This window comes from Rhodophyticola sp., assembly GCF_965284195.1.
In the GTDB taxonomy this organism is placed as follows: domain Bacteria; phylum Pseudomonadota; class Alphaproteobacteria; order Rhodobacterales; family Rhodobacteraceae; genus Rhodophyticola.
Genome location: NZ_CBDIRM010000001.1, coordinates 2,244,008 through 2,266,531, shown reverse-complemented (window position 1 = coordinate 2,266,531; position 22,524 = coordinate 2,244,008). Strand labels below are relative to the sequence as shown.

At 65.3% G+C, this 22,524-nt stretch carries 24 protein-coding genes; 16 read left to right on the top strand and 8 right to left on the bottom strand.

Annotation, left to right across the window (positions count from 1 at the left end; translation table 11 throughout):
- The first annotated feature begins 147 nt into the window (after window positions 1–147).
- The 7 genes from ACQ651_RS11295 (at window position 148) to ACQ651_RS11265 (ending at window position 7,211) form a co-directional block, all read left to right on the top strand.
- Entirely contained in the window at window positions 148–774 is a 627-nt protein-coding gene (locus tag ACQ651_RS11295; protein WP_430449312.1) for a thiamine diphosphokinase, read from the top strand.
- A 69-nt stretch (window positions 775–843) separates the two neighbouring features.
- Window positions 844–1,632, top strand: coding sequence for a ribose-5-phosphate isomerase RpiA (gene rpiA, locus ACQ651_RS11290; protein WP_227285030.1), 789 nt, complete (start codon window positions 844–846; stop codon window positions 1,630–1,632).
- 21 nt (window positions 1,633–1,653) lie between these two features.
- The gene (locus ACQ651_RS11285; protein ID WP_227285029.1) at window positions 1,654–3,108 is read left to right on the top strand and encodes an FAD-dependent oxidoreductase; all 1,455 of its coding nucleotides are present in this window, start codon (window positions 1,654–1,656) and stop codon (window positions 3,106–3,108) included.
- A 96-nt stretch (window positions 3,109–3,204) separates the two neighbouring features.
- Window positions 3,205–4,389 carry an FtsH protease activity modulator HflK gene (gene hflK / locus ACQ651_RS11280; protein WP_227285028.1) on the top strand — a complete coding sequence of 395 codons (1,185 nt, stop codon included), beginning with the start codon at window positions 3,205–3,207 and terminating at the stop codon, window positions 4,387–4,389.
- Window positions 4,389–5,285 (top strand): protease modulator HflC, encoded by an 897-nt coding sequence (gene hflC / locus ACQ651_RS11275; protein WP_227285027.1) that lies wholly within the window; start codon window positions 4,389–4,391, stop codon window positions 5,283–5,285. Before hflK ends, hflC begins: the two co-directional genes overlap by 1 nt.
- A 9-nt stretch (window positions 5,286–5,294) precedes the next feature.
- Window positions 5,295–5,492: a DUF2065 domain-containing protein gene (locus tag ACQ651_RS11270; protein WP_227285026.1), complete on the top strand. Its 198-nt coding sequence runs from the start codon at window positions 5,295–5,297 to the stop codon at window positions 5,490–5,492.
- Window positions 5,493–5,771: 279 nt separating this feature from the next.
- Window positions 5,772–7,211, top strand: coding sequence for a Do family serine endopeptidase (locus tag ACQ651_RS11265; protein WP_430450324.1), 1,440 nt, complete (start codon window positions 5,772–5,774; stop codon window positions 7,209–7,211).
- 302 nt (window positions 7,212–7,513) lie between these two features.
- Here ACQ651_RS11265 and ACQ651_RS11260 read toward each other — a convergent pair whose 3' ends face one another.
- Entirely contained in the window at window positions 7,514–8,473 is a 960-nt protein-coding gene (locus ACQ651_RS11260) for an NADPH:quinone oxidoreductase family protein (RefSeq protein WP_430449311.1), read from the bottom strand.
- A gap of 303 nt (window positions 8,474–8,776) precedes the next feature.
- Between ACQ651_RS11260 and ACQ651_RS11255 the strand changes: the two genes are divergently transcribed.
- From ACQ651_RS11255 to ACQ651_RS11245, 3 genes are all read left to right on the top strand, one after another.
- Complete coding sequence (locus ACQ651_RS11255) at window positions 8,777–9,148, top strand: helix-turn-helix domain-containing protein (RefSeq protein WP_227285024.1); 372 nt, start codon at window positions 8,777–8,779, stop codon at window positions 9,146–9,148.
- Between the two features lie 95 nt (window positions 9,149–9,243).
- Entirely contained in the window at window positions 9,244–10,056 is an 813-nt protein-coding gene (hisN, locus tag ACQ651_RS11250; RefSeq protein WP_430449310.1) for a histidinol-phosphatase, read from the top strand.
- A gap of 360 nt (window positions 10,057–10,416) precedes the next feature.
- Entirely contained in the window at window positions 10,417–10,884 is a 468-nt protein-coding gene (locus ACQ651_RS11245) for a CAP domain-containing protein (protein ID WP_227285022.1), read from the top strand.
- On the opposite strand, the gene ACQ651_RS11240 is transcribed toward ACQ651_RS11245, so the two are convergent.
- Window positions 10,881–11,795 carry a DMT family transporter gene (locus ACQ651_RS11240; protein ID WP_430449309.1) on the bottom strand — a complete coding sequence of 305 codons (915 nt, stop codon included), beginning with the start codon at window positions 11,793–11,795 and terminating at the stop codon, window positions 10,881–10,883. The two genes, ACQ651_RS11245 and ACQ651_RS11240, sit on opposite strands and share 4 nt — an antisense overlap.
- Window positions 11,796–11,864: 69 nt before the next feature.
- Here ACQ651_RS11240 and ACQ651_RS11235 point away from each other — a divergent pair, with 69 nt between their 5' ends.
- Window positions 11,865–12,035: a hypothetical protein gene (locus tag ACQ651_RS11235; protein WP_227285020.1), complete on the top strand. Its 171-nt coding sequence runs from the start codon at window positions 11,865–11,867 to the stop codon at window positions 12,033–12,035.
- 138 nt (window positions 12,036–12,173) lie between these two features.
- On the opposite strand, the gene ilvC is transcribed toward ACQ651_RS11235, so the two are convergent.
- Entirely contained in the window at window positions 12,174–13,196 is a 1,023-nt protein-coding gene (gene ilvC, locus ACQ651_RS11230) for a ketol-acid reductoisomerase (protein ID WP_227285019.1), read from the bottom strand.
- Window positions 13,197–13,341: 145 nt separating this feature from the next.
- Here ilvC and ACQ651_RS11225 point away from each other — a divergent pair, with 145 nt between their 5' ends.
- The 3 genes from ACQ651_RS11225 to ACQ651_RS11215 all read left to right on the top strand — a co-directional run bounded on the left by ACQ651_RS11225 (window position 13,342) and on the right by ACQ651_RS11215 (window position 15,448).
- Window positions 13,342–13,797, top strand: a complete 456-nt coding sequence (locus tag ACQ651_RS11225; RefSeq protein WP_375551743.1) for an Lrp/AsnC family transcriptional regulator — start codon at window positions 13,342–13,344, stop codon at window positions 13,795–13,797.
- A complete protein-coding gene (locus tag ACQ651_RS11220; RefSeq protein ID WP_430449308.1) occupies window positions 13,794–14,252 on the top strand; it encodes an Lrp/AsnC family transcriptional regulator in 459 nt (152 codons plus the stop codon). Before ACQ651_RS11225 ends, ACQ651_RS11220 begins: the two co-directional genes overlap by 4 nt.
- Before the next feature lie 65 nt (window positions 14,253–14,317).
- Window positions 14,318–15,448: an aminotransferase class V-fold PLP-dependent enzyme gene (locus ACQ651_RS11215; protein WP_430449307.1), complete on the top strand. Its 1,131-nt coding sequence runs from the start codon at window positions 14,318–14,320 to the stop codon at window positions 15,446–15,448.
- Between the two features lie 27 nt (window positions 15,449–15,475).
- Here ACQ651_RS11215 and ACQ651_RS11210 read toward each other — a convergent pair whose 3' ends face one another.
- From ACQ651_RS11210 to ACQ651_RS11200, 3 genes are all read right to left on the bottom strand, one after another.
- A complete protein-coding gene (locus ACQ651_RS11210) occupies window positions 15,476–16,681 on the bottom strand; it encodes a UbiH/UbiF family hydroxylase (RefSeq protein ID WP_430449306.1) in 1,206 nt (401 codons plus the stop codon).
- A gap of 61 nt (window positions 16,682–16,742) precedes the next feature.
- The gene (locus ACQ651_RS11205; protein ID WP_227285014.1) at window positions 16,743–16,991 is read right to left on the bottom strand and encodes a hypothetical protein; all 249 of its coding nucleotides are present in this window, start codon (window positions 16,989–16,991) and stop codon (window positions 16,743–16,745) included.
- A gap of 144 nt (window positions 16,992–17,135) precedes the next feature.
- A complete protein-coding gene (locus ACQ651_RS11200; RefSeq protein WP_227285013.1) occupies window positions 17,136–17,783 on the bottom strand; it encodes a pyrimidine 5'-nucleotidase in 648 nt (215 codons plus the stop codon).
- Between the two features lie 95 nt (window positions 17,784–17,878).
- Here ACQ651_RS11200 and ACQ651_RS11195 point away from each other — a divergent pair, with 95 nt between their 5' ends.
- Entirely contained in the window at window positions 17,879–18,520 is a 642-nt protein-coding gene (locus ACQ651_RS11195; RefSeq protein ID WP_227285012.1) for a GntR family transcriptional regulator, read from the top strand.
- On the opposite strand, the gene ACQ651_RS11190 is transcribed toward ACQ651_RS11195, so the two are convergent.
- Window positions 18,517–20,487: a glycosyltransferase family 2 protein gene (locus ACQ651_RS11190; RefSeq protein ID WP_430449305.1), complete on the bottom strand. Its 1,971-nt coding sequence runs from the start codon at window positions 20,485–20,487 to the stop codon at window positions 18,517–18,519. The genes ACQ651_RS11195 and ACQ651_RS11190 overlap by 4 nt on opposite strands.
- 112 nt (window positions 20,488–20,599) lie before the next feature.
- Window positions 20,600–21,754: a glutamine-hydrolyzing carbamoyl-phosphate synthase small subunit gene (gene carA, locus ACQ651_RS11185; RefSeq protein WP_227285010.1), complete on the bottom strand. Its 1,155-nt coding sequence runs from the start codon at window positions 21,752–21,754 to the stop codon at window positions 20,600–20,602.
- A gap of 149 nt (window positions 21,755–21,903) precedes the next feature.
- Between carA and ACQ651_RS11180 the strand changes: the two genes are divergently transcribed.
- Window positions 21,904–22,362 (top strand): GatB/YqeY domain-containing protein, encoded by a 459-nt coding sequence (locus tag ACQ651_RS11180; RefSeq protein ID WP_227285009.1) that lies wholly within the window; start codon window positions 21,904–21,906, stop codon window positions 22,360–22,362.
- Window positions 22,363–22,524: the final 162 nt, after the last annotated feature.

Sequence of the window (22,524 nt, the reverse complement as noted above, 5' to 3'; positions counted from 1 at the left end):
CGAGGCCGGAATTTACCATCTCGTCATTTGGTGTAACAAACTGATTCCTAGGAAACGGGACGGTATTTGGGCCATTCGGTGATCTTTAACCTCAAAAAAGGCGACAATTTGCCAAATCCTTCTGTGATTGTTCGCGCTGACACATTGGTGACATTATTGGGCGGGGGGCAGCATGAACCCGCCGATCTTGCCGATGCGCTGCGCCGCGCACCGGTTCTTGTGGCCGCCGATGGCGGGGCCGATCGGGCGCTCGCCAGCGGTCATCGACCCCGGGCCGTGATCGGCGACATGGATTCGCTTGGATCGGCGGCACGGGCCGCACTGGACCCGCGCAGTATTCACCATATTGATGAACAAATCAGCACCGATTTCGACAAGGCCCTGCGCAATATCGCGGCGCCGGGGGTGATTGCGGTGGGGTTTACCGGCCGGCGGATCGATCATGAGCTGTCTGTCTACAACACGCTGGTGACCCGGCCCGAGAAGACCTGCGTGGTACTGGGAAGCGATGACATCGCCTTTCACGCCCCGCCCGAGATCGCCCTGACGCTGCCGCCGGGCACGCGGGTGTCGTTGTTTCCTCTGGCGCCGGTCCGGGGCCGGTCCACCGGTTTGCGCTGGCCGATCGACCCGGTCGACTTCCGGCCCTGGGGGCAGATCGGAACCTCGAACGAGGCGGTGGCGCCGCGGGTCGAAATGGCCTTTGACGGGCCCGGCATGCTGATCATCCTGCCGCGCGAGATGCTCGATGCCGCGCTGGAGGCGCTGATCTGAGGTCATTTCCTCTCGCATGCCCGCACCGGCTTCTGTAAACAGGCCCCGAAACAACGGACGGATACCAACATGACGGCGGAGCTTTCGCCCATCGACCGAGCGAAATTCGTGGCTGCCAAGCGGGCGGTCGATTATGTTGAGGACGGGATGCGCGTGGGCCTTGGCACCGGCTCCACCGCCGCGTGGATGGTGCGCTGTCTGGGAGAGATCGTCCGGGAGGAGGGCATCCGGGTCACGGGCGTGGCCACCTCGTCGCGGACGGCCGATCTGGCCCGGCAGGTCGGTGTGCCGATCAGAACGCTGGACGAGGTCAAATGGCTGGATCTGACGATCGACGGGGCGGATGAATACGACAGCAACCTGAACCTGATCAAGGGCGGCGGTGGGGCGCTGTTGCAGGAAAAGATCGTCGCCACCGCGTCGGACCAGATGATCGTGATCGCCGATCCGTCCAAGCAGGTGGACACGCTGGGCGCGTTTCCCCTGCCGGTGGAGGTGATCCCGTTCGGCTGGCAGACGACCAAGGCGCTGATCGAGGAAATGCTTTCGAACATTGATGTTCAGGGCCGGAATGCGTCGCTTCGACTGAACATGGACGAGCCGTTTCGCACCGACGAGGGCAACTATATTCTGGACCTGCACCTGCGCCGTATCGGCAACCCGCAGCAGTTGAGCCTGGTTCTGAACCAGATCCCCGGCGTGGTGGAAAACGGGCTGTTCCTGGATATCTGCGACATCGTCGTGATCGGCAATTCCGATGGTACGGTCGAGGTGCGCGACATCAACAACGGCACCGTGGAACATGAACGGATCGAGATCGTCGACACCGATAACCTGTTCGTCGATGTCGCCGACTAAGGGCGCGGGAAGGACCGGCTGATGGCATTTGATTACGACCTTTTCGTCATCGGCGGCGGGTCCGGCGGGGTGCGTGCGGCGCGGGTTGCGGCGGCGGGCGGGGCCCGGGTGGCGATTGCGGAAAGCAGCCGGATGGGCGGCACCTGCGTGATCCGCGGCTGCGTGCCGAAAAAGCTCATGGTCTTCGCTTCGGGTTATCGCGAGATGTTCGACGACGCGCGCAGCTATGGCTGGGATCTGGAGGACGGCGCCTTCGACTGGCCGCGATTCTCCCAACATCTGAATTCGGAGCTAGACCGGCTGGAAGGGGTGTATCGCAACCTCCTGAAGGGCTCGGATGTGGAGATCTACGATACCCGGGCGCGTCTGGCCGATGCCCATACGGTGGAACTGGCCGACGGGGCGAAGAAGACGGCGAAGCACATCCTGGTGGCGACCGGCGGGCGGCCGGTACGCCCGGACATGGCGAATGCGCATCTGGGGATCGTATCGGACGACATCTTCCATCTGCCCGAACTGCCCAAGCGTCTGCTGATCATCGGCGGCGGCTACATCGCCTGCGAGTTCGCGGGCATCATGAACGGGCTGGGCGTGGAGGTGACGCAATTCTATCGCGGCGCGCAGATCCTGCGCGGCTTTGATGACGAGGCGCGCGGGCTGGTGGCCGAGATGATGCGCGAAAAAGGGGTGAACCTGCATCTGGGCACCAACATCGTGGAAATGGCCCGCGCCAGCGACGATCACACGGCCAGCTGGACCGGCACGCAGAGCGATGCGGCGATGGGCGCGCCCGCGGGCGAACGGGTGGGCGAGGATGCGGATGGTGGTGGCTCGGGGCCGGTCTGGGTCAAGGCGACCAACGGCACCGAAGCGGTCTATGACGCGGTCTTGTTCGCGACCGGGCGGGACCCCAACACCGAAGACATGGGGCTGAAGGAGATCGGCGTGGAAATCGGCCGCCGCGGGGAGATCGTGGTGGATGACTACAGCCAGACGGCCGTCCCCTCGATCTATGCGATCGGCGATGTGACCAACCGGGTGCAGCTGACCCCGGTCGCGATCCGCGAGGGCATGGCCTTCGTCGAGACGGTGTTCAACGGCAACCCGACGCCGGTCGATCACCACCTGATCCCCTCGGCGGTGTTCACGCAGCCCGAACTGGGCACGGTCGGTCTGACCGAGGAAGAGGCCCGCGAACGGGAGCCGGTGGAAATCTACTGCACCTCGTTCCGGCCCATGCAATCGGCCTTTGCGGGGCGGCCGGACCGGGTGCTGATGAAACTGGTCGTTTCGAAGGAAAACCGCACCGTTCTGGGCTGTCATATCGTCGCGCCCGGGGCCGGAGAGATGATCCAACTTGCTGGGATTGCGGTCAAAATGGGCGCAACCAAGGAAGACTTTGACAGGACCGTCGCGGTGCACCCGACGATGTCCGAAGAACTGGTGACGATGAAGACACCCATGCGGGTGGCTTGATTTCACGCAGAAAACGCACAGGTTGCCCGTGCAACTGGGGCCATTAGGCCCCATATAGACACACAACAGACGTGATGATGAGGGGAATAGACATCAATGGCTGGCAATAACGGCGGTCCATGGGGCGGCGGAGGCGGCTCCGGAAGCGGCGGTGGCAACCGCGGCGGTGATGATAACCGAGGCGGCGGGCGCAGGCCCGGCGGCGGCGATGGCAGCCAGCAGATCCCCGAGATTGATGAAATCGTCCGCAAGGGTCAGGAGCAGTTGCGCGTGCTCATGGGCGGGCGCGGTGGCGGCAACCGCGGCTCCGGCGACGGTGGCGGTCAGTTCCCGGAGATCGGGCGCCGCGGATGGCTCCTGGGCGGTGCGGCCCTGTTTCTTCTCTGGCTCTTCTCGTCGGTCTACACGGTGCGGCCCGAAGAGCAGTCGGTGGAATTGTTTCTGGGCACGTTTTCCCAGGTGGGCGAGCCGGGCCTGAACTTCGCGCCCTGGCCGGTGGTCACCGCCGAAGTCATCGCGGTGACCTCGGAACGGACGGAAAGCATCGGGACCAACCGGTCCGGCGCCTCCGATACCGGGCTGATGCTGACCACGGACGAGAACATCGTGGACATCGATTTCGAAGTGGTCTGGAACATCAACGATCCGAGCAAGTTCCTGTTCAATCTGCGTGACCCGGAAGCGACCGTGCGCGCGGTGTCGGAATCGGCCATGCGGGAGATCATCGCGGCCTCCCAGCTGGCGCCGATCCTGAACCGGGACCGGGAAGCCATCGCCGATACGGTGCGTGAACTGATCCAGTCCACGCTCGACAGCTATGAAAGCGGTATCAATATCGTTCGTCTGAACCTCGACCGCGCCGACCCGCCATCGGAAGTGATCGATGCGTTCCGCGACGTGCAGGCCGCCGAACAGGAGCGCGACCAGCTTGAACGCCGTGCGGATGCCTATGCCAACCAGGTTCTGGCCGGCGCCCGGGGTGAGTCGGCCCAGCTTCTCGAACAGGCCGAAGGGTATCGCGCCCGGGTGGTGAACGAGGCCGAAGGTGAAGCGAGCCGCTTCCTCGCGGTGCTGGGCGAATATGAGCAAGCCCCGGAAGTGACGCGGCGACGCCTTTATCTCGAAACCATGGAGCGGGTCTTCAGCGATGTCGATCTGGTCATCCTCGACAGCAATGGAGAGGGCGGCACGAACGGTGTTGTGCCTTATCTGCCGCTGAACGAACTGCGCCGCAATAGCGGCGCCGGAGCAACCACCACCACCACAGGGAGCAGCAACTGATGAAACGTATGGTTTATGTCGTCCCCGTGGTGATCGTCGCGGTGATCGGGCTGCTCAGTTCGATCTTCATCGTGGACGAGCGGCAGCGCGCGCTGGTTCTGCAGTTCGGCCAGATCCGCCAGGCCATCGAAGACCCGGGATTGTACTTCAAGATCCCGATCGCTCAGCAAGTGGTCTATTACGACGACCGGATCCTGTCGCTCGACACAGCCGCGATCGAGGTGACCCCGTCCGATGACCGGCGTCTGGTCGTGGACGCCTTCGCACGGTACCGGATCAACGATGTGGAGCAGTTCCGCCGTGCCGTGGGCGTCGGCGGGATGAGCGTGGCCGAGGCGCGGCTGGAGGGTATTCTGAACCCGCAGATCCGGGGGGTGCTCGGTTCCGAGGGGGTGACATCCAACACGATCCTTTCGGCCGATCGGGCCCAACTCATGGCGCGGATCACCGCGCAGGCCCGGGCAAGTGCGCTGCCGCTTGGACTGGAAGTGCTCGATGTGCGTCTGAAGCAGACCAATCTGCCGACCCAGAACCTCGATGCGACCTTCTCGCGGATGCGGGCGGAACGCGAACGGGAGGCGACGGACGAACGCGCCCGGGGTGAAGAGGCCGCGCTCAGGGTGCGCGCGCAGGCGGACCGGACGGTGGTCGAGCTTGTGTCGGAGGCCAATCGCGAGGCGGAGATCATCCGGGGTGAGGCAGATGCCGAACGCAACCGGATCTTCGCCGAAGCCTTCGGTCAGGACCCGGAATTCTTCGAGTTCTACCGGTCGATGACGGCCTATGAGCGCGCCCTGCGGCAGCAGAACTCCACCATGGTGATCAGCCCGGATGGCGAGTTCTTCGAGTATCTGGGCGAATCCCGGGGCACGCTTCTGGCGCCCGCGCAGGAATAGGCCCGTCCGATGCTTGCGACGATCCTTCTGGGGATCGGCATGGTTCTGGTAATCGAGGGGCTGGTGTTCGCACTGGCCCCATCGCGTCTGGAAGACCTGATGCGCGTGCTGACCCAGATCCCGGTGGAGACCCGCCGGCTCATCGGCTTTTTCGCAATCGTGATCGGGGCCGTCCTGGTGTCCTGGGCGACAAGTCTTCTGGGCTGAAAAACGGTGCGGACCGGGGCCGGGGCAAGAGACTCATTGCCGGGTGGATGCCCGGATGCGAGACTGCTTCACGTCTATGTGACACCGAACTGGCGGATATCTGATCCCTGAGCCACACGGCTGCGGTTGATTATAGCCGTCTTCGGTCAAATATTATGGGTCGAAGGGCGGGAGACATCCGCCTACGGCGTGACAGGAGGACGATCCGTGAACATCCAAAAGACCCATCAGCGACAAGGGGCGCGTGCCTACGCCCTGAGCGCCAGTCAGGAGCGTAGCATGGTCTATCGCGTATCGATGATGGCGATGATCCTGGCGATGGCGATCCTAGCCGTTCTGGCCAGCTTTTCCCCGGCAAGCGCCCAGACGGCCCGACCCGCGACATTTGCCGATCTGGTCGATCAGGTGGGCGATGCCGTGGTCAACATCACGACCTCATCGGTGGTGGCCGCCCGCACGGGCCCGCAGCCGATGGTGCCCGAAGGCTCCCCGCTGGAGGATTTCTTCAACGACTTCATGAACCGCAACAATCGCGGGCAGGAAGCGCCGCGCCGCAGTCAGGCGCTCGGCTCCGGGTTCGTGATCTCCGAAGACGGCTATATCGTGACCAATAATCACGTGATCACAGGGGCCGATGAAATCCTGATCGAGTTTCGCGGCGGGTTCGTGCTTGATGCCGAGGTGATCGGGACCGACCCCAGCACGGATATCGCGCTTTTGAAGGTGGAGCCCGATGAACCGCTGCCCTTCGTTCCCTTCGGCGACAGCGATGTGATGCGCGTGGGCGATTGGGTCATGGCCATGGGCAACCCCCTTGGTCAGGGCTTTTCGGTCTCCGCCGGTATCGTGTCGGCCCGCGGGCGTGAATTGTCAGGCCAGTATGACGATTTCATCCAGACCGATGCCGCGATCAACAGGGGCAACTCGGGCGGGCCGCTTTTCAACATGGATGGCGAGGTCATCGGCGTGAACACGGCGATCCTGTCGCCCAATGGCGGCTCGATCGGCATTGGCTTTGCCATGTCATCCACCGTGGTGACCGATGTCGTGGCGCAATTGCGTGAGTTTGGCGAAACCCGCCGCGGCTGGCTGGGTGTGCGCATTCAGAACGTGACCGACGATATCGCCGAAGGTCTGGGCCTTGAGGAGGCACGCGGCGCGCTTGTGACCGACGTGCCGGAAGGCCCGGCGATGGAGGCCGGTGTGGAGGTTGGCGATGTCATTCTGTCCTTCGATGGAACGGATGTGAACGATACCGGCGAACTGGTCCGCAACGTGGGCAACGCACCGGTGGGCGAGACCGTGCGCATGGTGGTGTTCCGCGACGGCGCCACGCAGACCCTGCGGGTGACGCTCGGGCGACGGGAAACCGCCGAAGGGGCCGCAGGGCCGGGTGCCACGCCGCAGACGCCCTCCAGCGCCGATGTGATGGGCATGACGCTGACGCCGCTGACCGATGCGCGCCGCGAGGAACTGGGCGCCCAGGGCGTTCAGGGCGGGCTGGTGATCGAAGCGGTGGATGTCGAAAGCGACGCCGCCGCCAAGGGCCTCATGGCCGGCGACATCATTACCGAGGTGGGCCAGCGCCCGGTCAGCGACGTTGCGGAGTTTGAGACCCGCGTGACCGAGGCCCGGGACGCCGGACAGAAGAGCATTCTGTTGCTGATCCGCCGCGCCGGGAACCCGCGTTTCGTCGCGCTGAGCCTTGAGGACGAGTAACCTCCAGCACCACGTAAACATCGGAAAAGCCCCTCGTGCCTGCGCGCACGGGGGGCTTTTTTTCTGGCGTGGCCACGGGGGCCGACTGGGCCGGACCGGTGGGCGGGCGAAACGGCGCTGGCTTCGCTCAGCGTGTCGACCGGCCCCAGATCGGGAAAGAAATAGATCTTGCCGTCGGTGCTTTCGTGGAAGACGCCGGGCTCCGGTTCATTGGTGAAGGTGGGGCCATTCCATGTGCCCGACCGGCCGCGCGGGCCGTCGCCGTGCGGGTCCTCGGGACGACCCGCCCCGGTCCGGCGGCTTTACGGTGTCACGACAACCTTGCCCGTCGAATTCCGCCCTTTCAGCAGCGCCAGTGCATCGGCGGCCTGATCCAGCGGATAGGTGGCCCCGATATGCGGCCTGAGCCCGCCGTCGCGATACCAGCCGAACAGGGTCGCAAGACTGTCCGTCAGGGTTTCGGGCGCGAATTGCATGTAGCCGCCCCAGTAATGGCCGATCACGGAGATGTTCTTGACCAGCAGGTGGTTGGCCGGAATGTCGGGGATCTCTCCGCTGGCGAAACCGATGACCAGAATGCGCCCTTCGGGGTTGGTGCACCGCATCGCCGCGGTGAATTGCGCGCCGCCCACCGCGTCATAGACCACATCGGCCCCGCCCAACGCCTTGACCTCGGCGCGGATGTCGCCGGTTTCACTGTCGATCGCGTGGGCCGCCCCGGCGGCGCGGGCCGCGGCCAGCTTGTCGGCCCCGCGCGCGCAGGCGATCACCTCGGCGCCCATGCGGGCCCCGATTTCGACCGCTGTCAGACCGACACCGCCCGCGGCACCCAGCACCAGCAACCGTTCCCCCGCCCGCAGATGCGCCCGATGCGCCAGCGCCAGATGGGAAGTGCCATAGGCGATCAGGAACCCCGCCGCATCCTCGAACGGCATCTCCTCGGGGATGGCGATGGCGCGGGACGCGGGGAAAACCCCAAACTCGGCAAGCCCGCCCTGATCGGCAAACACCGCAACCCGGGTGCCGATGGCGGGGCCGGTCACCCCGTCGCCATGGCCGCGCACGGTTCCGGCGATTTCCATGCCCAATGTGAAGGGCAGGGCGGGCGTGTCCTGATACTGCCCCCGGATCATCAGCAAATCCGCGAAATTCAGCCCACAGGCCGCGATTTCCACCAGGACCTCCCCCGGTCCGGGTTGCGGCGGATCCATCCGGGTCAGGGCGGGCGGGGTGTCATGGGCGGTGACGCGAAAAGCGCGCATCTTGTGGCTCCTTCTGGCCGGGATCGGCGCCAAAGCTACTGCGCCTGAAGCGCCTGTACCAGTGCCAAACCCGACCGCGCCGCGAGCAGACAGCGCAGTTGATCCAGATCATTGCCGGACACGCATAAGTAGAGTAGCCTTTTCATGTGCCGCCCAAATCGTGACGAAATCGGCGGTTATCTGAAAGGCCGCGCCCGTCGTGCCATCAGCTTGCGCCCGCGCCGTCCGGAAACGTGGCACGCGCCGTCCGGGACACGCCCGGCGGTGAGCCGGAACCAGGTTTGACAAAGAGAGGATGATTTCGTGAAACACCCCGTTGATGTCCATGTCGGCAAACGCGTTCGGCACCGCCGTTGGATGCTGGGCATGACACAGCAGCAGCTGGCCGAAAAAGTGGGCATCAAATTCCAGCAGATCCAGAAATACGAGACCGGCATGAACCGCGTCAGCGCCTCCCGGCTTTGGGATATCGCCGAGGCGTTGAGTGTGCCGATCAACTATTTCTTCGAAGGCCTTGGCGGCGAGGAGGGCCTGATGGCCCAAGGCGTCGTGCCGGGCGACATTCTGGCGGACAAGGAAGCGTTGGAGCTTGTGCGCTCCTACTACGCGATCCCGGAGAACCAGCGCCGGCGTCTGTTCGAGCTCGCACGCGTCCTGTCGGATACCGCTGCCTGAGATCGGGTTGAGACCGGGTTGACCACGGGGGCCACCCCGTGCGACCTCGGCGCGCGTGCGCAATGACCTGCCAGTGCCCGAGGTGCCCAAGCCCGATGCCGACCACAGACCGATCCGAGTTGCCGATTGATGAGTTGCGGGCGGTAGCCCACAAGCTTGCCGATGCGGCGCGGGCGGCCAGCCTGCCCTATTTCCGCGCGCCCGATCTGCTGACCGAGAACAAGCAGGCGGACGGTTTTGATCCGGTCACCCGCGCCGACCGCGACGCCGAGGCCGCGATGCGCCGGGTTCTGGCCGATCTGCGCCCCGAGGACGGTATCATGGGCGAGGAGGAGGCCGACATCCCGTCGCGTTCGGGCCTGACATGGGTGCTGGACCCGATCGACGGCACCCGGGGCTTCATCGCGGGCACGCCCACCTGGGGCGTACTGATCGGGCTGCAGGCGGACGCGGGACCGGTTTTCGGGATCATCGACCAGCCCTATATCGGCGAGCGGTTCGAAGGCGGGTTCGACCGGGCGCGGGTCATCGGGCCGCAGGGCATCGCGCCGCTGCGAACCCGGGGCACGGCCCGGCTGGCCGACGCCATCCTCTTCACCACATTCCCGGAGGTCGGAACCGCGGCGGAGCGTGTCGGTTTCGAGGCCGTTCGCGACCGTGTGCGGCTGACCCGGTATGGCATGGATTGCTACGCCTATGCGCTTCTGGCCGCCGGTCAGGTCGATCTGGTGATAGAGGCGGGGCTGCATTGCTACGACATCGCGGCCCCGATCGCGGTGATCGAGGCGGCGGGTGGCGTGGTTACCAACTGGCAGGGCGGCCCGGCCCATGCAGGCGGCCGAATACTGGCCGCGGGCAACGCCACGCTGCATGCCGCCGCGCTGGAGTTGCTGAAAACGGCTTCGTAGGGCGCGGACCTGGCGTCGTTCGAGGTGCGGTCTTGCGGTGGCGCGGGCGGCGGAGACGGCATCCCCCGCGAACCCTTGCCCAAGGCATTTTCCACAGGGTTACACACACGTGCGCCCGTTCTGACCTTGGATTCGTGCCACCTTTAACCCGCCCGTCAGGCCCACATCGCGGCCCGTGCTTGCCAAGGTCCGAGCGATCCACATGCCATCCACAGATTGATCCATCCCCTTGTGCAAAAAAGGCGGAGCTTCGCCCCCGTGCCACGCCGGGATATCGTTTTCTTGCCTAAACCCCGCCGATCCCGCATCCTTGGCCGTAACGCTGCCCCAAGAAGCATCCAAGAACCGACGAGGCCCCCGATGATCCGCAGTTCCGCCCTGTTTCTCCTTCTGTCCCTTGCCCTTGCCGCCTGCGCGCCTGCGCCCGGAACCGAGCGGGTGCCGCTTGCCTCCACCGGGATGATCGCGCAGGCCAACACGCTGATCTCGGTCCAGCGCGCAAGCGCGGGTATCCTGCGCCCCCTGGTCCACAGCGCGGCCTTGCAGGGCGCGGCTCAGGCTCATGCCGATGATCTGCAAATCACCGGCGGTCTGGGCCATGTCGGCAGCGACGGCTCGACCCTGTCCGACCGGATCCGCCGCAGCGGCTATACCGCCTGTTTTGCCGCCGAAAACGTCGCCCGCGGCCAGCCCGATACCCGCAGCGCGATCGCCAGTTGGTCGGGCTCGGCCGGGCATCAGGCGAATATGGTCAACCCCAACGCCACGCAGTTCGGTTTCGCGAATGCAGGCGATGTCTGGGTGCTGGTGCTGGCGCGTCCCTGCTAGCGGCGGCCGAAAAGGCTGCGCCACTGGCTGAGCAGGATACCGGCGAGGATTAGGCCGAGCGCCCAGAAAAGCGTGGGGGGCAGGGCCTCGCCCATCAGCGTGATCCCGAAAATGACCGCCCAGACCGGCACCATATAGCTGACGAGGCTCATGAATATGGAGCCCGCGGTGGTGATCACCCGAACCCGGATGATCGCGGCCAGCCCGGTCGGCAGCAGGGCGACATAGATCAGTGCGCTCGTCGGCCAGAGCGGAAACTCGCGCGGAATGCCCTCCACCAGCAAGGCGATGGGCACGATCACGGCTGCGGCCACCACCAAGGTGGCGGTCGCGAAGGCCACCGGCGGCATCGGCGGCGCGCGCCGCGTCATGACCGAACCCACCGCATAACAGGCCGCGGCACCGATGCAGGCCAGCCGGCCCAGCCATTCCGCATCGCGGCCGGTCCGGTCGAAGGCCCCGTCGCCGACAAGCAGAACCAGCCCGACAAAGCCCAGTGCCACGCCCGCGATCCGGCGCGGGCCGATCCCTTCCTCGGGTGAAAAGACCGCGACCAGCGGCAGAACCAGCAACGGCACCGCCCCCATCGCCACGCCCGCAAAGGCCGAGGGGACATGGCTCAGCCCCCAGCTCAGCAGCGAAAAGGGCATCGCAACCGAAACGACGCCGATCACCGAGCTGTAGGCCCAGGCCCGCGCGCCCTTGACCTGCGCCAGGCTCTGACCGATCAGCGGCCCGGCAAGGATCAATGCCACCGCGCCCATCGCCGTGCGCCCCGCGGTCACCGTCCAGACTCCGAACCCCTCCAGCGCGGCGGAAACGCCCATGAACGCGGTGCCCCAGATGACGCCCAGCCCGAGGACAAGCGCCCAGTTGAGCGCGCCGGGCCTCTCAGGCGTGGCGGCCTGCATCAAGGAACCCTGACGGGGGTCTCTGCGTTCTTCACACAAGACCCCCCGCATTCAGCCCGGAGATTGACCATGGATACCTCAGCCCTTGTGATTACGCTCATCGTTATCACCTTTGGTGCCGTTATCGTCCTTGCGCTTCGCTCGAAAGCGAAAACCGAAGAGCGGATGAAGGATGACGACGCCCCGAAATCGACATTGGCCAAGGATGGCCCGGGGCCGAACCCGAATACAAAACCCTGAGCCACCGGTCCAGGCGCGGGAGATACGCCTCCAAAGCGCTCGCAAGGCGGCGTTTGGCGACGCGCTGACCGCCCCGATCTGCCATCGGGACGGCCGTTTTTCTGGTCCGCGGGGGCAGGCATGCCGCCCGCAGCGCAGTCAGTTCTTGGATCTGTCCACCATCTTGCCGGCGGAAATCCATGGCATCATGCCGCGCAGGGTTTCGCCCACCTTTTCGATCTGATGTTCGTCATTCAACCGGCGCGTCGCCTTGAAGGATGGCTGGCCGACGGCGTTTTCCTGCATGAAATCGCGCACGAATTTCCCGGTCTGAATATCGGTCAGGACCGCCTTCATCCGCGCCTTGGTCTCGTCATAGGGCAGAATGCGCGGGCCGGAGACGTATTCGCCATACTCGGCCGTATTGGAGATGGAGTAGTTCATGTTGGCGATGCCGCCCTCATAGATCAGGTCGACGATCAGCTTCACCTCGTGCAGGCATTCGAAATAGGCCATCTCGGGCTCATAGCCGGCCTCCACCAGCGTCTCGAAGCCCATCCGGATCAGTTCCACCAGACCGCCGCACAGAACGGCCTGCTCCCCGAACAGGTCGGTTTCGCATTCCTCCCGGAAATTGGTTTCGATGATGCCCGACCGGCCGCCACCGATGGCCGAGCAATAGCTGAGCCCCAGTTCCAGCGCCTTGCCGGAGGCGTCGTTATGCACCGCGACAAGGCAGGGCACGCCGCCGCCCTTGGTGTATTCGCCGCGCACGGTATGGCCGGGGCCCTTGGGCGCCATCATGATCACGTCGACGCCAGCTTTCGGCTCGATCAGGCCGAAATGCACGTTGAGCCCATGGGCGAAGGCAATCGCCGCGCCCTCGCGCAGATTGTCATGAACGTATTTCCTGTAGGTTTCGGCCTGAAGTTCGTCGGGCATGGTGAACATGATCAGATCGCACCAGGCCGCGGCTTCCGCGATGCCCATCACCTCCAGACCCTCGCCTTGCGCCTTGGCCGCGGAGGCGGAGCCTTCGCGGAGCGCGACGACGACATTCTTCGCGCCCGAATCCCGCAGGTTCAGCGCATGGGCATGGCCCTGGGAGCCATAGCCCAGAATGGCCACTTTCTTGTCCTTGATCAGGTTCACATCGCAATCGCGATCATAGTAAACGCGCATGTCATTTTCCTTTCCGGGGTCGTCTGCGGATACGTTTCAGCGCGACCCTATGGCGTTTTTGCGGCGCTGGCACCTATGATACACGCAGAAAATGATCCATATAGTGGCATAATTATTCTCTATTTACAGATTCTATGGAAAAACCATGCTAACCGATCACGAGCGACGCATACTCCGTTACTGGCAGGACGAGCCAAGTCTGTCCCCGGGTGAAATCGGGGAAAAGGTCGGGCTGTCGGCGGCGCAGGTGGCAAGGCGGATGAAGATGCTGCGGCAGCGCGGTGTGGTGAAGTCCATCGAGGCGCAGATCAACTGGCCCGCGCTTGGCTACACGGTGGAGGTGTCGCTGCGGATCACGCTCGACAAGACGGTGCCGCGCGCCTTCGACGAGTTTCTGGCCGCCGCGCGCGAGGTGCCGGAGGTGATCGAGATCCAGACCTTTCTGGGCCGTGTCGATGCGCGGCTCAACTTGATCGCTCGCAACATGCCGCATTATCAGGAGGTCTATCGCGACCGCATCCTCACGCTGCCGCATATCGCCGATATCGAGGCGTTGATGCATGTCGCCCGGATCAAGGCGGAGGAGGTCTATCCGCTATGAGCGATCCCGATGCCACCGATTGGGAGATCCTGCGCGAGTTGCAGCGGGACGGCACCCTCACCGCAAGCGAGATCGGGCGTCGGATCGGCCTGTCGCAACCGGCCACATGGCGGCGGATCGTCGATCTGCGGAAGGCCGGCATCCTGCATCCGCAACGGTTGCGGATCGATCCGGAGAAAATCGGCTTCGGCGTCACGGTCTTTCTGGGTGTGAAACTGGCCACCAAGGGGCGCGTGAGCCTAGAGGATTTCGAGCGCGCTGTCGCGGCGATCCCCGAGGTGCAGACCGTCGAGCATGTGCTTGGCCTTTACGATTACCGGTTGCGGGTCGTCGCCCGCGACCTGCCCGATTTCGAACGGGTTCTGCGACGACGCATCATGACCCTGCCCGGCATCGGCAATGTGGAGGCCAATGTCCTTCTGTCCGAGGAGCGGCGACCGGGGCCCTTGGGATGACGCCCCGACATTGCGTCGCCGGCGGCCTGCCGCTACCCATGCCCCATGCAATGGGAGCACCTGACATGGCCGCACTTCTCGATCACGTAGACCCGGAGGGGCTTCTGGAATACTCCGTCGTCTTCACCGACCGCTCGCTCAATCACATGAGCCAGAGCTTTCGCACGGTGATGACCGATATCAGCGCCCTGCTGAAGGAGGTCTACAATGCCGACGCGGTGGCGCTTGTCCCCGGTGGCGGCACCTACGCGATGGAGGCGGTCGCGCGCCAGTTCGCGCGGGATGCCAGCGTGCTGGTCGTCCGCAACGGCTGGTTCTCCTACCGCTGGTCGCAGATCCTCGATGCGGGCGGCTTTGCGGGTGAGGTGACCGTGATGAAGGCGCGGGCTTCGGGCAACGCCCCGAACGCACCGTTCGCGCCCGCCCCGATCGAAGAGGTCACCGCACGGATCCGCGCGGAAAAGCCCGATGTGGTCTTTGCGCCCCATGTGGAAACCTCCGCGGGTCTGATCCTGCCGGATGCCTATGTCACGGCGCTGGCCGCGGCGGCCCATGAGGTCGGTGCGCTGATGGTGCTGGATTGCATCGCCTCGGGCTGCGTCTGGGTGGACATGCAAGCCACCGGCGTCGACGTGCTGATCTCGGCGCCACAGAAGGGATGGTCCGCCTCGCCCTCGGCGGGGCTGGTGATATTGTCGGACCGGGCGGTGACGCGGATGGCCGGTGCCGCATCGGACAGTTTTGCGCTCGATCTCGCGAAATGGCGCCAGATCATGCAGGCCTATGAGGAGGGCGGCCATGCCTATCACGCCACGATGCCCACCGATGCGCTGCGCGCCTTTCGCGACACGATGCTGGAAACGCAGAACTATGGCTTTGAGAAACTGAAGGAAAATCAGTGGGCTTTGGGCAACGCCGTGCGCGACCTGCTGGCCGGGAAGGGCGTTCGTTCCGTCGCGGGCGACGGGTTCGGCGCGCCTGGAGTGGTGGTCAGCTATACCGACGACCCGGCGATCCAGAACGGCAGTAAATTCGCCGCATGTGGCATGCAGATCGCGGCAGGCGTGCCGTTGCAGGTGGATGAGCCGGAGGGGTTCATGACCTTCCGGATCGGGCTTTTCGGGCTCGACAAGCTCTATGACGTGGAGGGCGCGGTGGCGCGACTTCGAACGGTCGTGGACAAGGTCTTTCCCTGACGGGCACACCGTTGCAGGGCGCCCGGTTCAGCCGCGGGCGCCCAGACCCGCGCGCATCAGCACACGGCGCACGGGCGCGACCGAGTAGAAGGTGTTCAACGCCTGCATCCGCAGATCGCGCAGCCCCTGCGCCTCCACCATCGAGGCGCGGTTGAGCGCATCGACGCCGGTCACCCGGGCCAGCACCTCGGCATGGCGGATCCGGTTGTACTTGCGAAGCAGGTCGCGCGCGCCCGGATCGCCCGGGGCCGCTTCGATCAACTCCAGCAGTACCCGCAGATCCGCGAGGCTCATGTTCAGACCCTGCGCCCCGATGGGCGGCATGACATGCGCGGCCTCGGCGATCAGGGCGGTGCGTTCGGCCTCCATCCGCTCGGCGACCTGGCTGATGATCGGCCAGACCGTCCGGCGGGAGACCAGCGTCAGCGGCCCGAACAGATGGCAGGAGCGTTCGGACATTTCCGCCTCGAACGCGGTGACATCCAGCGCGGCCAGCCGCGTCACCTCGGGCCCGCGCTCCATCCAGACGATGGCGGAGGAAGGCAGCCCCTCGTAATCGGGCAGCGGCACCAGCGTGAAGGGCCCGCCCGAGCGGTGGATCTCGGTCGAGACATTCTCGTGCGGGATCGGATGGGTGACGGCAAAGGCCAACGCCTTCTGCCCGTAGCGCGTTGTCTTCACGCCGATCCCGACCGCTTCCCGGACGGGGGAGGCGCGCCCGTCGGCGCCGATCACCAGCCTGGCCCGGACCCGCGCGCCATCGCTCAGGGTCACCCGCGCCTCGGTCTCCCGGGTCAGCAGCCCGGCGGTTGCGGTGCCCGGTCGGAACCGGACATTCGGCAGCCCGTCCAACGCGGCCAGCATCTCGCGGCGCAGCAACCAGTTGGGCAGGTTCCAGCCAAAGGGCAGGTCGGAGATATCGGCGGCGTTGAAATCATGGACCGCGCGGGGCTCGGGCGTTTCCCCGCCCGCATCGACGATCCGCATCACCTGCAACGGCGTCGCATGATCGGCCAGCCGGTCCCAGAGGCCGATCCTGTCCAGGAAATCCCGGGACGGTTGCAGAAATGCGGTCGTCCGCAGGTCGGAGCCTTCCGCGTCCCGCTCGGTGACCGGTGGCATGGGGTCGACGCAGATCACCGAGAAGCCGGCGCGGCCGAACCCGACCGCGGCGGTCAGTCCGGCGACGCCGCCGCCAGAGATCAGGATATCGGTGTCGATCAGCTTGGCCATGACACAGAAATAGGGTGCGGAGCCGGACCGGTCGAAGCGTCAAACGCGCACAGGGCGCAGATCAGCCAAGGGTGATCCGGATCAGGGTCAGGAACATCACGAGCACCAGGATCAGGGCCGGAATGATCAGGCCGGGATAGCCGAAGATCATGAAGGCGCTGCCCCAGAGCCCGACCAGCATGGCGATGGCGTAAAAGGGCGTATCCTCGTCGCCTTCCACGATCTCGCGGGCCATGCGGCCGATGAGCGGGATGCGGTATGTGATCCTGCGGGTGAAATAGGGGCGCGGGGCCTCGGGCGTCATTGTCATCTGCGGTTTCTCCTGTTCGCTGGAGCACAGATGGGGCGGGCAGGACCGAAAACGAGAGGCACAATTGCCGCAGTGCGGCATCTATCGAGTATATAGGAGAATACTATCGAATATGCCGAATCTGCTTGGATTCTCCTATTCGCCTCAGCGGGTCAGTACGGTGAGAAACCCGGTCAGGTCATCGGTGTGATGGTCGATAAAGACCTCCTCCACCGGGGTGGCGGCCACATGGACCGTGCGCAGCCCCATGTCATGGGGGGCGGCCAGATTGCGGGCCTCGTCCTCGAACATCGCGGAGCGGGTCGGGGCCAGCCCGTCCGTGGCAAAGACCACTTCGAAGGCGCGCGCCTCGGGCTTGGGGCGGAAATTGGCGTGTTCGACCCCGTAGATCGCATCGAAAAGCCCGGTCAGCCCGCGATGGGCCAGCACCCTCTCCGCATAGGGCGCGGTTCCGTTGGTGAAGACGATCCGGCGTCCGGGCAGGGCGGCAATCCGCCCGGCAAGGTCGGGGTCGGGGCTCAGGACGGTGAAGTCGATCTCGTGGACCTCGTGCAGATAGGGGCCGGGATCGACCCCGTGCAGATCCATCAGCCCCGCCAGCGTGGTACCATGATCCTGCCAGTATTTCCGCCGCAGGCGGTCGGCCTCCGGGCGATCCACGCCAAGGGCCTCCATCACATAGGCCGTCATGCGGATGTTGATCTGGTCGAACAGCGCCATTTCCGGGGGATACAGCGTGTTGTCGAGGTCGAAGACCCAGGTGTCGATATGGTGGAACTGCTCGGCTGGCATGGGAGCGGTTTAGGCCGTGGCGCGGGGCGCGGCAAGGGGTGGCTTGTCTTGGCCCCTGTGCTTGCCTAGCCTCGGGCAGATCGAAAGGACTTTGGATGGCTCAGAAGAAACCCCCGCACAAGGATGCCTATGACCTGATCCTTGAGGCGATCGATGTGGGCATCTACCGGCCCGGCGCGCGGCTGGTGGAGTCGGAACTGGCGGAGCGCTTCGGCGTCAGCCGGACGCCGATCCGCGAGGCGTTGCAGCGTCTTGAGACGCAAAGCCTGCTGACCCGCGATGGCCGCAGCCTGATCGTGGCGTCGTTGGACCACGCGCAGACGGCGGAGCTTTACGCGGTGCGCACCGAGCTTGAGGGACTGGCGGCCCGGCTTGCGGCGCAGCATGCCGCGGCCGAGGAAATCCGTGTGCTGCGCGACATGGTGGAGGCCGACCGCGCGCTTCTGGATGATCCCGACGCGCTGTCGCGGGCCAATCGCCGGTTCCACAAGCAGATCCATCTGGCCAGCCACAACCGGTATCTGGTGCAGCAGCTTGACCTCGTGCATCGCTCCATGGCGCTGATGGCGACCACGTCGCTGGCGGCAGCGGGCCGGGGCGAGGATGCGTTGAGCGAACATGCCGCGATCGTTCAGGCGATTGCCGACCGGGACGGGGACACTGCGGCGAAAGCGCTGAGAAAGCACCTCTCCACGGCTTTCGAAGTGCGCCTGAAGGAACAGGCGCGCAACGTCTAGGGCGCTGTCCCGGTGCCGGGGGTTGCCACCATCCCGCGGCGATGACTGAACTTGCCGTGGGCGGTCTTTGCCCAGTGGAAAGGCCGCAACAGCATCTCGACCAGCGCCAAGACCGCCGCCGCGGAGGCAAGCGGGAAGTAGAGAAGCATCAGCGGCAGCGCCAGCCGATGCCGGCGCAGATGCGGGGCGCGGCAGGCGAGGAAGGACATGGTCAGGCTGAGCACCAGCGCCAGCACGAAGCCCGCCCCGATCATGCCGAAGCCGAAGGGCGTGAGCACCGGGTCAAGCGGGTGGGGCAGACCGAAGGGTACAAGGGAGAAGGTCCACAAAAGCGGGGCCGCCAGAAAGCCCAGAACGGTGCCCAGTATCTGCAACTGGAAGCCGAGAAAGGCCCGGGCGCCAAGCGACCGCCAGAGCGCGACCGGGTCGCGCATATGGGTCACCCAAGTCATCGCATAGCCTTTCAGCCAGCGGGACCGCTGCCGGATCCACGGAAGGATGGCCGAATTCGCCTCCTCATAGGTGGTGGTGGCCACGATTTCCGTGCGATAGCCGTTGCGCACCAGCCGCAGGCCCAGCTCGGCGTCTTCGGTCACGTTATGGGCATCCCACGCGCCCACCGCCTCCAGCGCGGCCCGGCGCAGGAACAGCGTCGTGCCGCCCAGGGGCACGAACAGGCCAAGCCTCTGGACGCCGGGCAGCATCATCCGGAACCAGCTTGCATATTCGATTGTAAAACAACGGCTTATCCAGTTGTGGGTGGCGTTGTAGTAATCCAGGCGGCCCTGCAGGCACGCAACCTCGGGCGGGCATTCCGAGAACCGGCGTACCACCTTCCGGATCTGGTCCGGGTCGGGCCGATCCTCCGCGTCATAGATGCCGATGATCGAGCCGCGGGCGAAATTCAACGCGTAGTTCAGCGCCCTGGGTTTGGTTTGCGGATGCCCGGGCGGCACGGTCACGGCCCGCATCCAGGACGGGAGCGTGGCCTGGGCCAGGGCGGTCTGCGTGGTCCGGTCTCCGGCTTCGAGAACCAGGATCACATCCAGCAATTCACGCGGATAATCCAGCCGTGACAGGCGTTTGACCAATTGGCCCGCGATGTCCTGTTCCCGCAGGAGCGGCACAAGGATGCTGACCACGGGTTGCCGGCGCAGCGGGATCGGCTGGCGGAGCGGGGCAAGGGCCGCCGCGATGCCGTTCGAGGGTTCGGGGACGGGTGCGCGCAGGGCCGCCGCCAGCGCCGCCAGTTTCAGCGTCGCGTTGCAGAAAAAGACCAGTAGCGCGATCCCATAGGCCAGCACGGCCAGCACCACCGGGTTCGTCCAGGCGAAGGCCGCGACCGCCAGGCCCCAGCTTGCCAGAACCGGCATCCAGCGTCTGGCGTTCCAGTTGCGGCAACTGGCCTGTTGCGGCACCCGCGCCTCGGCCAGCCGGGCAAGTTCCGGTCCATAGGCCCGCGTCAGCGCATCGTGCATCTGGCTGCGGCTGGCGATGGCCACGATCAAGGGCTGGTCGGGGTCGAAGGCCGCGCGGATCGCGGCCTCCTGATCGGGTCTGTTGGTGACGACGATCAGCGCCTGACCGGCACGCCGCCACGGCAGGGCGCTGAGCGTGATCGCGGTCTTGGCGGGCAGAAGCGCGGCCAGGGTCGCGTCGGCGGGGTCGGTGGCCAGATTGATCGCCTTGGCGCCGTATTGCGCGCAGAGGCCGTTCAGCAACTGGCGCTCGGATATGTCCCCATGGGCAATCAGGATTTCGCCGATCGGAAGATCCTGATGGCGTTGCAGCGCGATGGCCTTGAGCAGCGTCTCTGGCCCGATAACACCCTGATCCACGAGGATTTCGGCCAGCGGGCGGGGGCGGCGACGCGCCTTTCGGTCCTCCACCCGAACCGGAGGATCACGCAGCAGACGAGGCTCCGGACGTGTCCGGTTGGATTTGAAGACCAGCGTATTCAACGGCATGTGCCCCAGCGGCGACAAGACAATTTGCCGAGAATGCGTTGTACAGTGTTAACAAGCGGTTAACTACGCTTGCGGTCCCCCGGTGGCGGTGCGGGCCGCACCCGGTCGGGTGTCACGCGGGCGTTCCGGCGCGGGTGCGCATCGCCGCCGCAAAGCGCTCGAACAGGTAGTAGCTGTCTTGCGGGCCCGGGCTTGCCTCGGGGTGATACTGCACCGAAAACACCGGGCGGTCCTCCATCCGGATCCCGCAATTCGACCCGTCGAACAGGGACACATGGGTTTCCCTGACACCGGCCGGCAAGGTCTGGCTGTCGACGGTGAAGCCGTGGTTCATGGAAGTGATTTCCACCTTGCCGGTTTCCAGATCCTTGACCGGATGATTGGCCCCGTGATGGCCGTGGTTCATCTTGATGGTCCTGGCCCCAAGCGCGAGGGCAAGCATCTGATGGCCGAGACAGATGCCGAAAACCGGCAGGTCGGCATCCAGCACGCCCCGGATCATCGGCACCGCATAACGCCCGGTTGCCGCCGGATCGCCGGGACCGTTCGACAGGAAAACGCCATCGGGCGACTGCGCAAGCACATCCTCCGCGGTCGCGCTGGCCGGCATCACGGTCACGTCGCAGCCCGCCGAGGCCAGACAGCGCAGGATGTTGCGTTTCGCCCCATAGTCGATCGCCACGACCTTGGGGCCCGGCTCCGTCCGCCGGGTGTAGCCTTCCGGCCAGGCCCAGCGCTTTTCGTCCCAGCGGTAGGATTGGGCGCAGGTCACATCCTTGGCCAGATCCAGCCCCTCCAGCCCCGCGAACCCGCGGGCAGCGGCCACCAGGGCCTCCAGATCGAACTTGCCCTCGGGGTCATGGGCCAGCGCCACATGGGGCGCGCCCTGCTGCCGGATCGCACGGGTCAGCCGCCGGGTGTCGACACCGCCGATGCAGATCCGCCCCTGCCGTGCCAGCCAGCCGGTCAGCTCCGCCTCCGCGCGCCAGTTCGACGGCTCGGTAGGATCCCATTTCACGACCATGCCGGCGGCGACGGGGGTGGCGGTTTCATCGTCCTCGGCGGTGACGCCGGTATTGCCGATATGGGGAAAGGTGAAGGTCACGATCTGCCCCGCATAGGACGGGTCGGTCATGATTTCCTGATATCCGGTCATCGCGGTGTTGAAGCAGAGCTCCGCCACCGTCTGCCCCGTGGCCCCGAACCCGCGCCCGTAGAAAACGGTGCCGTCTGCAAGCACCAGGCAGGCTGTGGCATGGTCGGGCATCGGGGCGACTCCATCAACAGGGGCTTGGGAAAAGTCGCGGCACAGTATGGGCGCGCCCATCCGGGGTCAAGCAGGCAAGGGGTGTTGTTGCGGCGCGGCAGATGACCTATCTAACATCCCTTGGAAAACCACAGGGACATGGGATCAACATGCCACTCAGAGAGCGGATCAATACCGGATTGAAAGAGGCGATGCGCGAAAAGGACGCCACCCGGCTGTCCACGCTGCGTCTGATCAATGCCGCGATCAAGGATCAGGACATCAACGCGCGCGCCAAGGGCAACGCGGATGGCGTGGACGACAGCGAGGTTCTTGCGATCCTGGGCAAGATGGTCAAGCAGCGTCAGGAGAGCGCGCGGGCCTACGAGGAGGGCGGGCGTCTGGAACTGGCGGAGAAGGAACTGAACGAGATCAAGGTGATCGAGGATTTCCTGCCGCGCCAGTTGAGCGAGGAAGAGGTGGCCAAGGCGGTCGACGAGGCCGTGGCCGAGGTCGGGGCGGACAGCATTCGCGACATGGGCAAGGTCATGGGCCTCTTGAAGTCCAGATATACCGGCCAGATGGATTTCGGCAGCGTCGGCCCGGCTGTGAAGGCGCGGCTGGGCTAGCATCGGGCACGATCGGCCAGGCCCGAAGGCTTTCGAAGAGCCGCGACAGATAGCCATCGGGACCGGCGACTAACGAAGCGCCGGTGCCTGACCTCTTCTTCTGTGTGCCTCTGCCAGTGGATTTTGGCTGAGATGAAGGCGCGCGCGTGACCGTGGGCCTAT

Coding starts and splice junctions, on each gene's coding strand:
- ACQ651_RS11260 (WP_430449311.1), bottom strand. CDS start 8,473: ATGCGCGCTTTTCGCGTCACCGCCCATGACACCCCGCCCGCCCTGACC.
- ACQ651_RS11205 (WP_227285014.1), bottom strand. CDS start 16,991: ATGACAATGACGCCCGAGGCCCCGCGCCCCTATTTCACCCGCAGGATC.
- ACQ651_RS11285 (WP_227285029.1), top strand. CDS start 1,654: ATGGCATTTGATTACGACCTTTTCGTCATCGGCGGCGGGTCCGGCGGG.
- ACQ651_RS11225 (WP_375551743.1), top strand. CDS start 13,342: ATGCTAACCGATCACGAGCGACGCATACTCCGTTACTGGCAGGACGAG.
- ACQ651_RS11265 (WP_430450324.1), top strand. CDS start 5,772: ATGGTCTATCGCGTATCGATGATGGCGATGATCCTGGCGATGGCGATC.
- hflK (WP_227285028.1), top strand. CDS start 3,205: ATGGCTGGCAATAACGGCGGTCCATGGGGCGGCGGAGGCGGCTCCGGA.
- ACQ651_RS11220 (WP_430449308.1), top strand. CDS start 13,794: ATGAGCGATCCCGATGCCACCGATTGGGAGATCCTGCGCGAGTTGCAG.
- ACQ651_RS11195 (WP_227285012.1), top strand. CDS start 17,879: ATGGCTCAGAAGAAACCCCCGCACAAGGATGCCTATGACCTGATCCTT.
- ilvC (WP_227285019.1), bottom strand. CDS start 13,196: ATGCGCGTTTACTATGATCGCGATTGCGATGTGAACCTGATCAAGGAC.
- ACQ651_RS11180 (WP_227285009.1), top strand. CDS start 21,904: ATGCCACTCAGAGAGCGGATCAATACCGGATTGAAAGAGGCGATGCGC.
- rpiA (WP_227285030.1), top strand. CDS start 844: ATGACGGCGGAGCTTTCGCCCATCGACCGAGCGAAATTCGTGGCTGCC.
- ACQ651_RS11215 (WP_430449307.1), top strand. CDS start 14,318: ATGGCCGCACTTCTCGATCACGTAGACCCGGAGGGGCTTCTGGAATAC.
- ACQ651_RS11210 (WP_430449306.1), bottom strand. CDS start 16,681: ATGGCCAAGCTGATCGACACCGATATCCTGATCTCTGGCGGCGGCGTC.
- hisN (WP_430449310.1), top strand. CDS start 9,244: ATGCCGACCACAGACCGATCCGAGTTGCCGATTGATGAGTTGCGGGCG.
- ACQ651_RS11245 (WP_227285022.1), top strand. CDS start 10,417: ATGATCCGCAGTTCCGCCCTGTTTCTCCTTCTGTCCCTTGCCCTTGCC.
- carA (WP_227285010.1), bottom strand. CDS start 21,754: ATGCCCGACCATGCCACAGCCTGCCTGGTGCTTGCAGACGGCACCGTT.
- ACQ651_RS11235 (WP_227285020.1), top strand. CDS start 11,865: ATGGATACCTCAGCCCTTGTGATTACGCTCATCGTTATCACCTTTGGT.
- ACQ651_RS11240 (WP_430449309.1), bottom strand. CDS start 11,795: ATGCAGGCCGCCACGCCTGAGAGGCCCGGCGCGCTCAACTGGGCGCTT.
- ACQ651_RS11190 (WP_430449305.1), bottom strand. CDS start 20,487: ATGCCGTTGAATACGCTGGTCTTCAAATCCAACCGGACACGTCCGGAG.
- ACQ651_RS11200 (WP_227285013.1), bottom strand. CDS start 17,783: ATGCCAGCCGAGCAGTTCCACCATATCGACACCTGGGTCTTCGACCTC.
- hflC (WP_227285027.1), top strand. CDS start 4,389: ATGAAACGTATGGTTTATGTCGTCCCCGTGGTGATCGTCGCGGTGATC.
- ACQ651_RS11270 (WP_227285026.1), top strand. CDS start 5,295: ATGCTTGCGACGATCCTTCTGGGGATCGGCATGGTTCTGGTAATCGAG.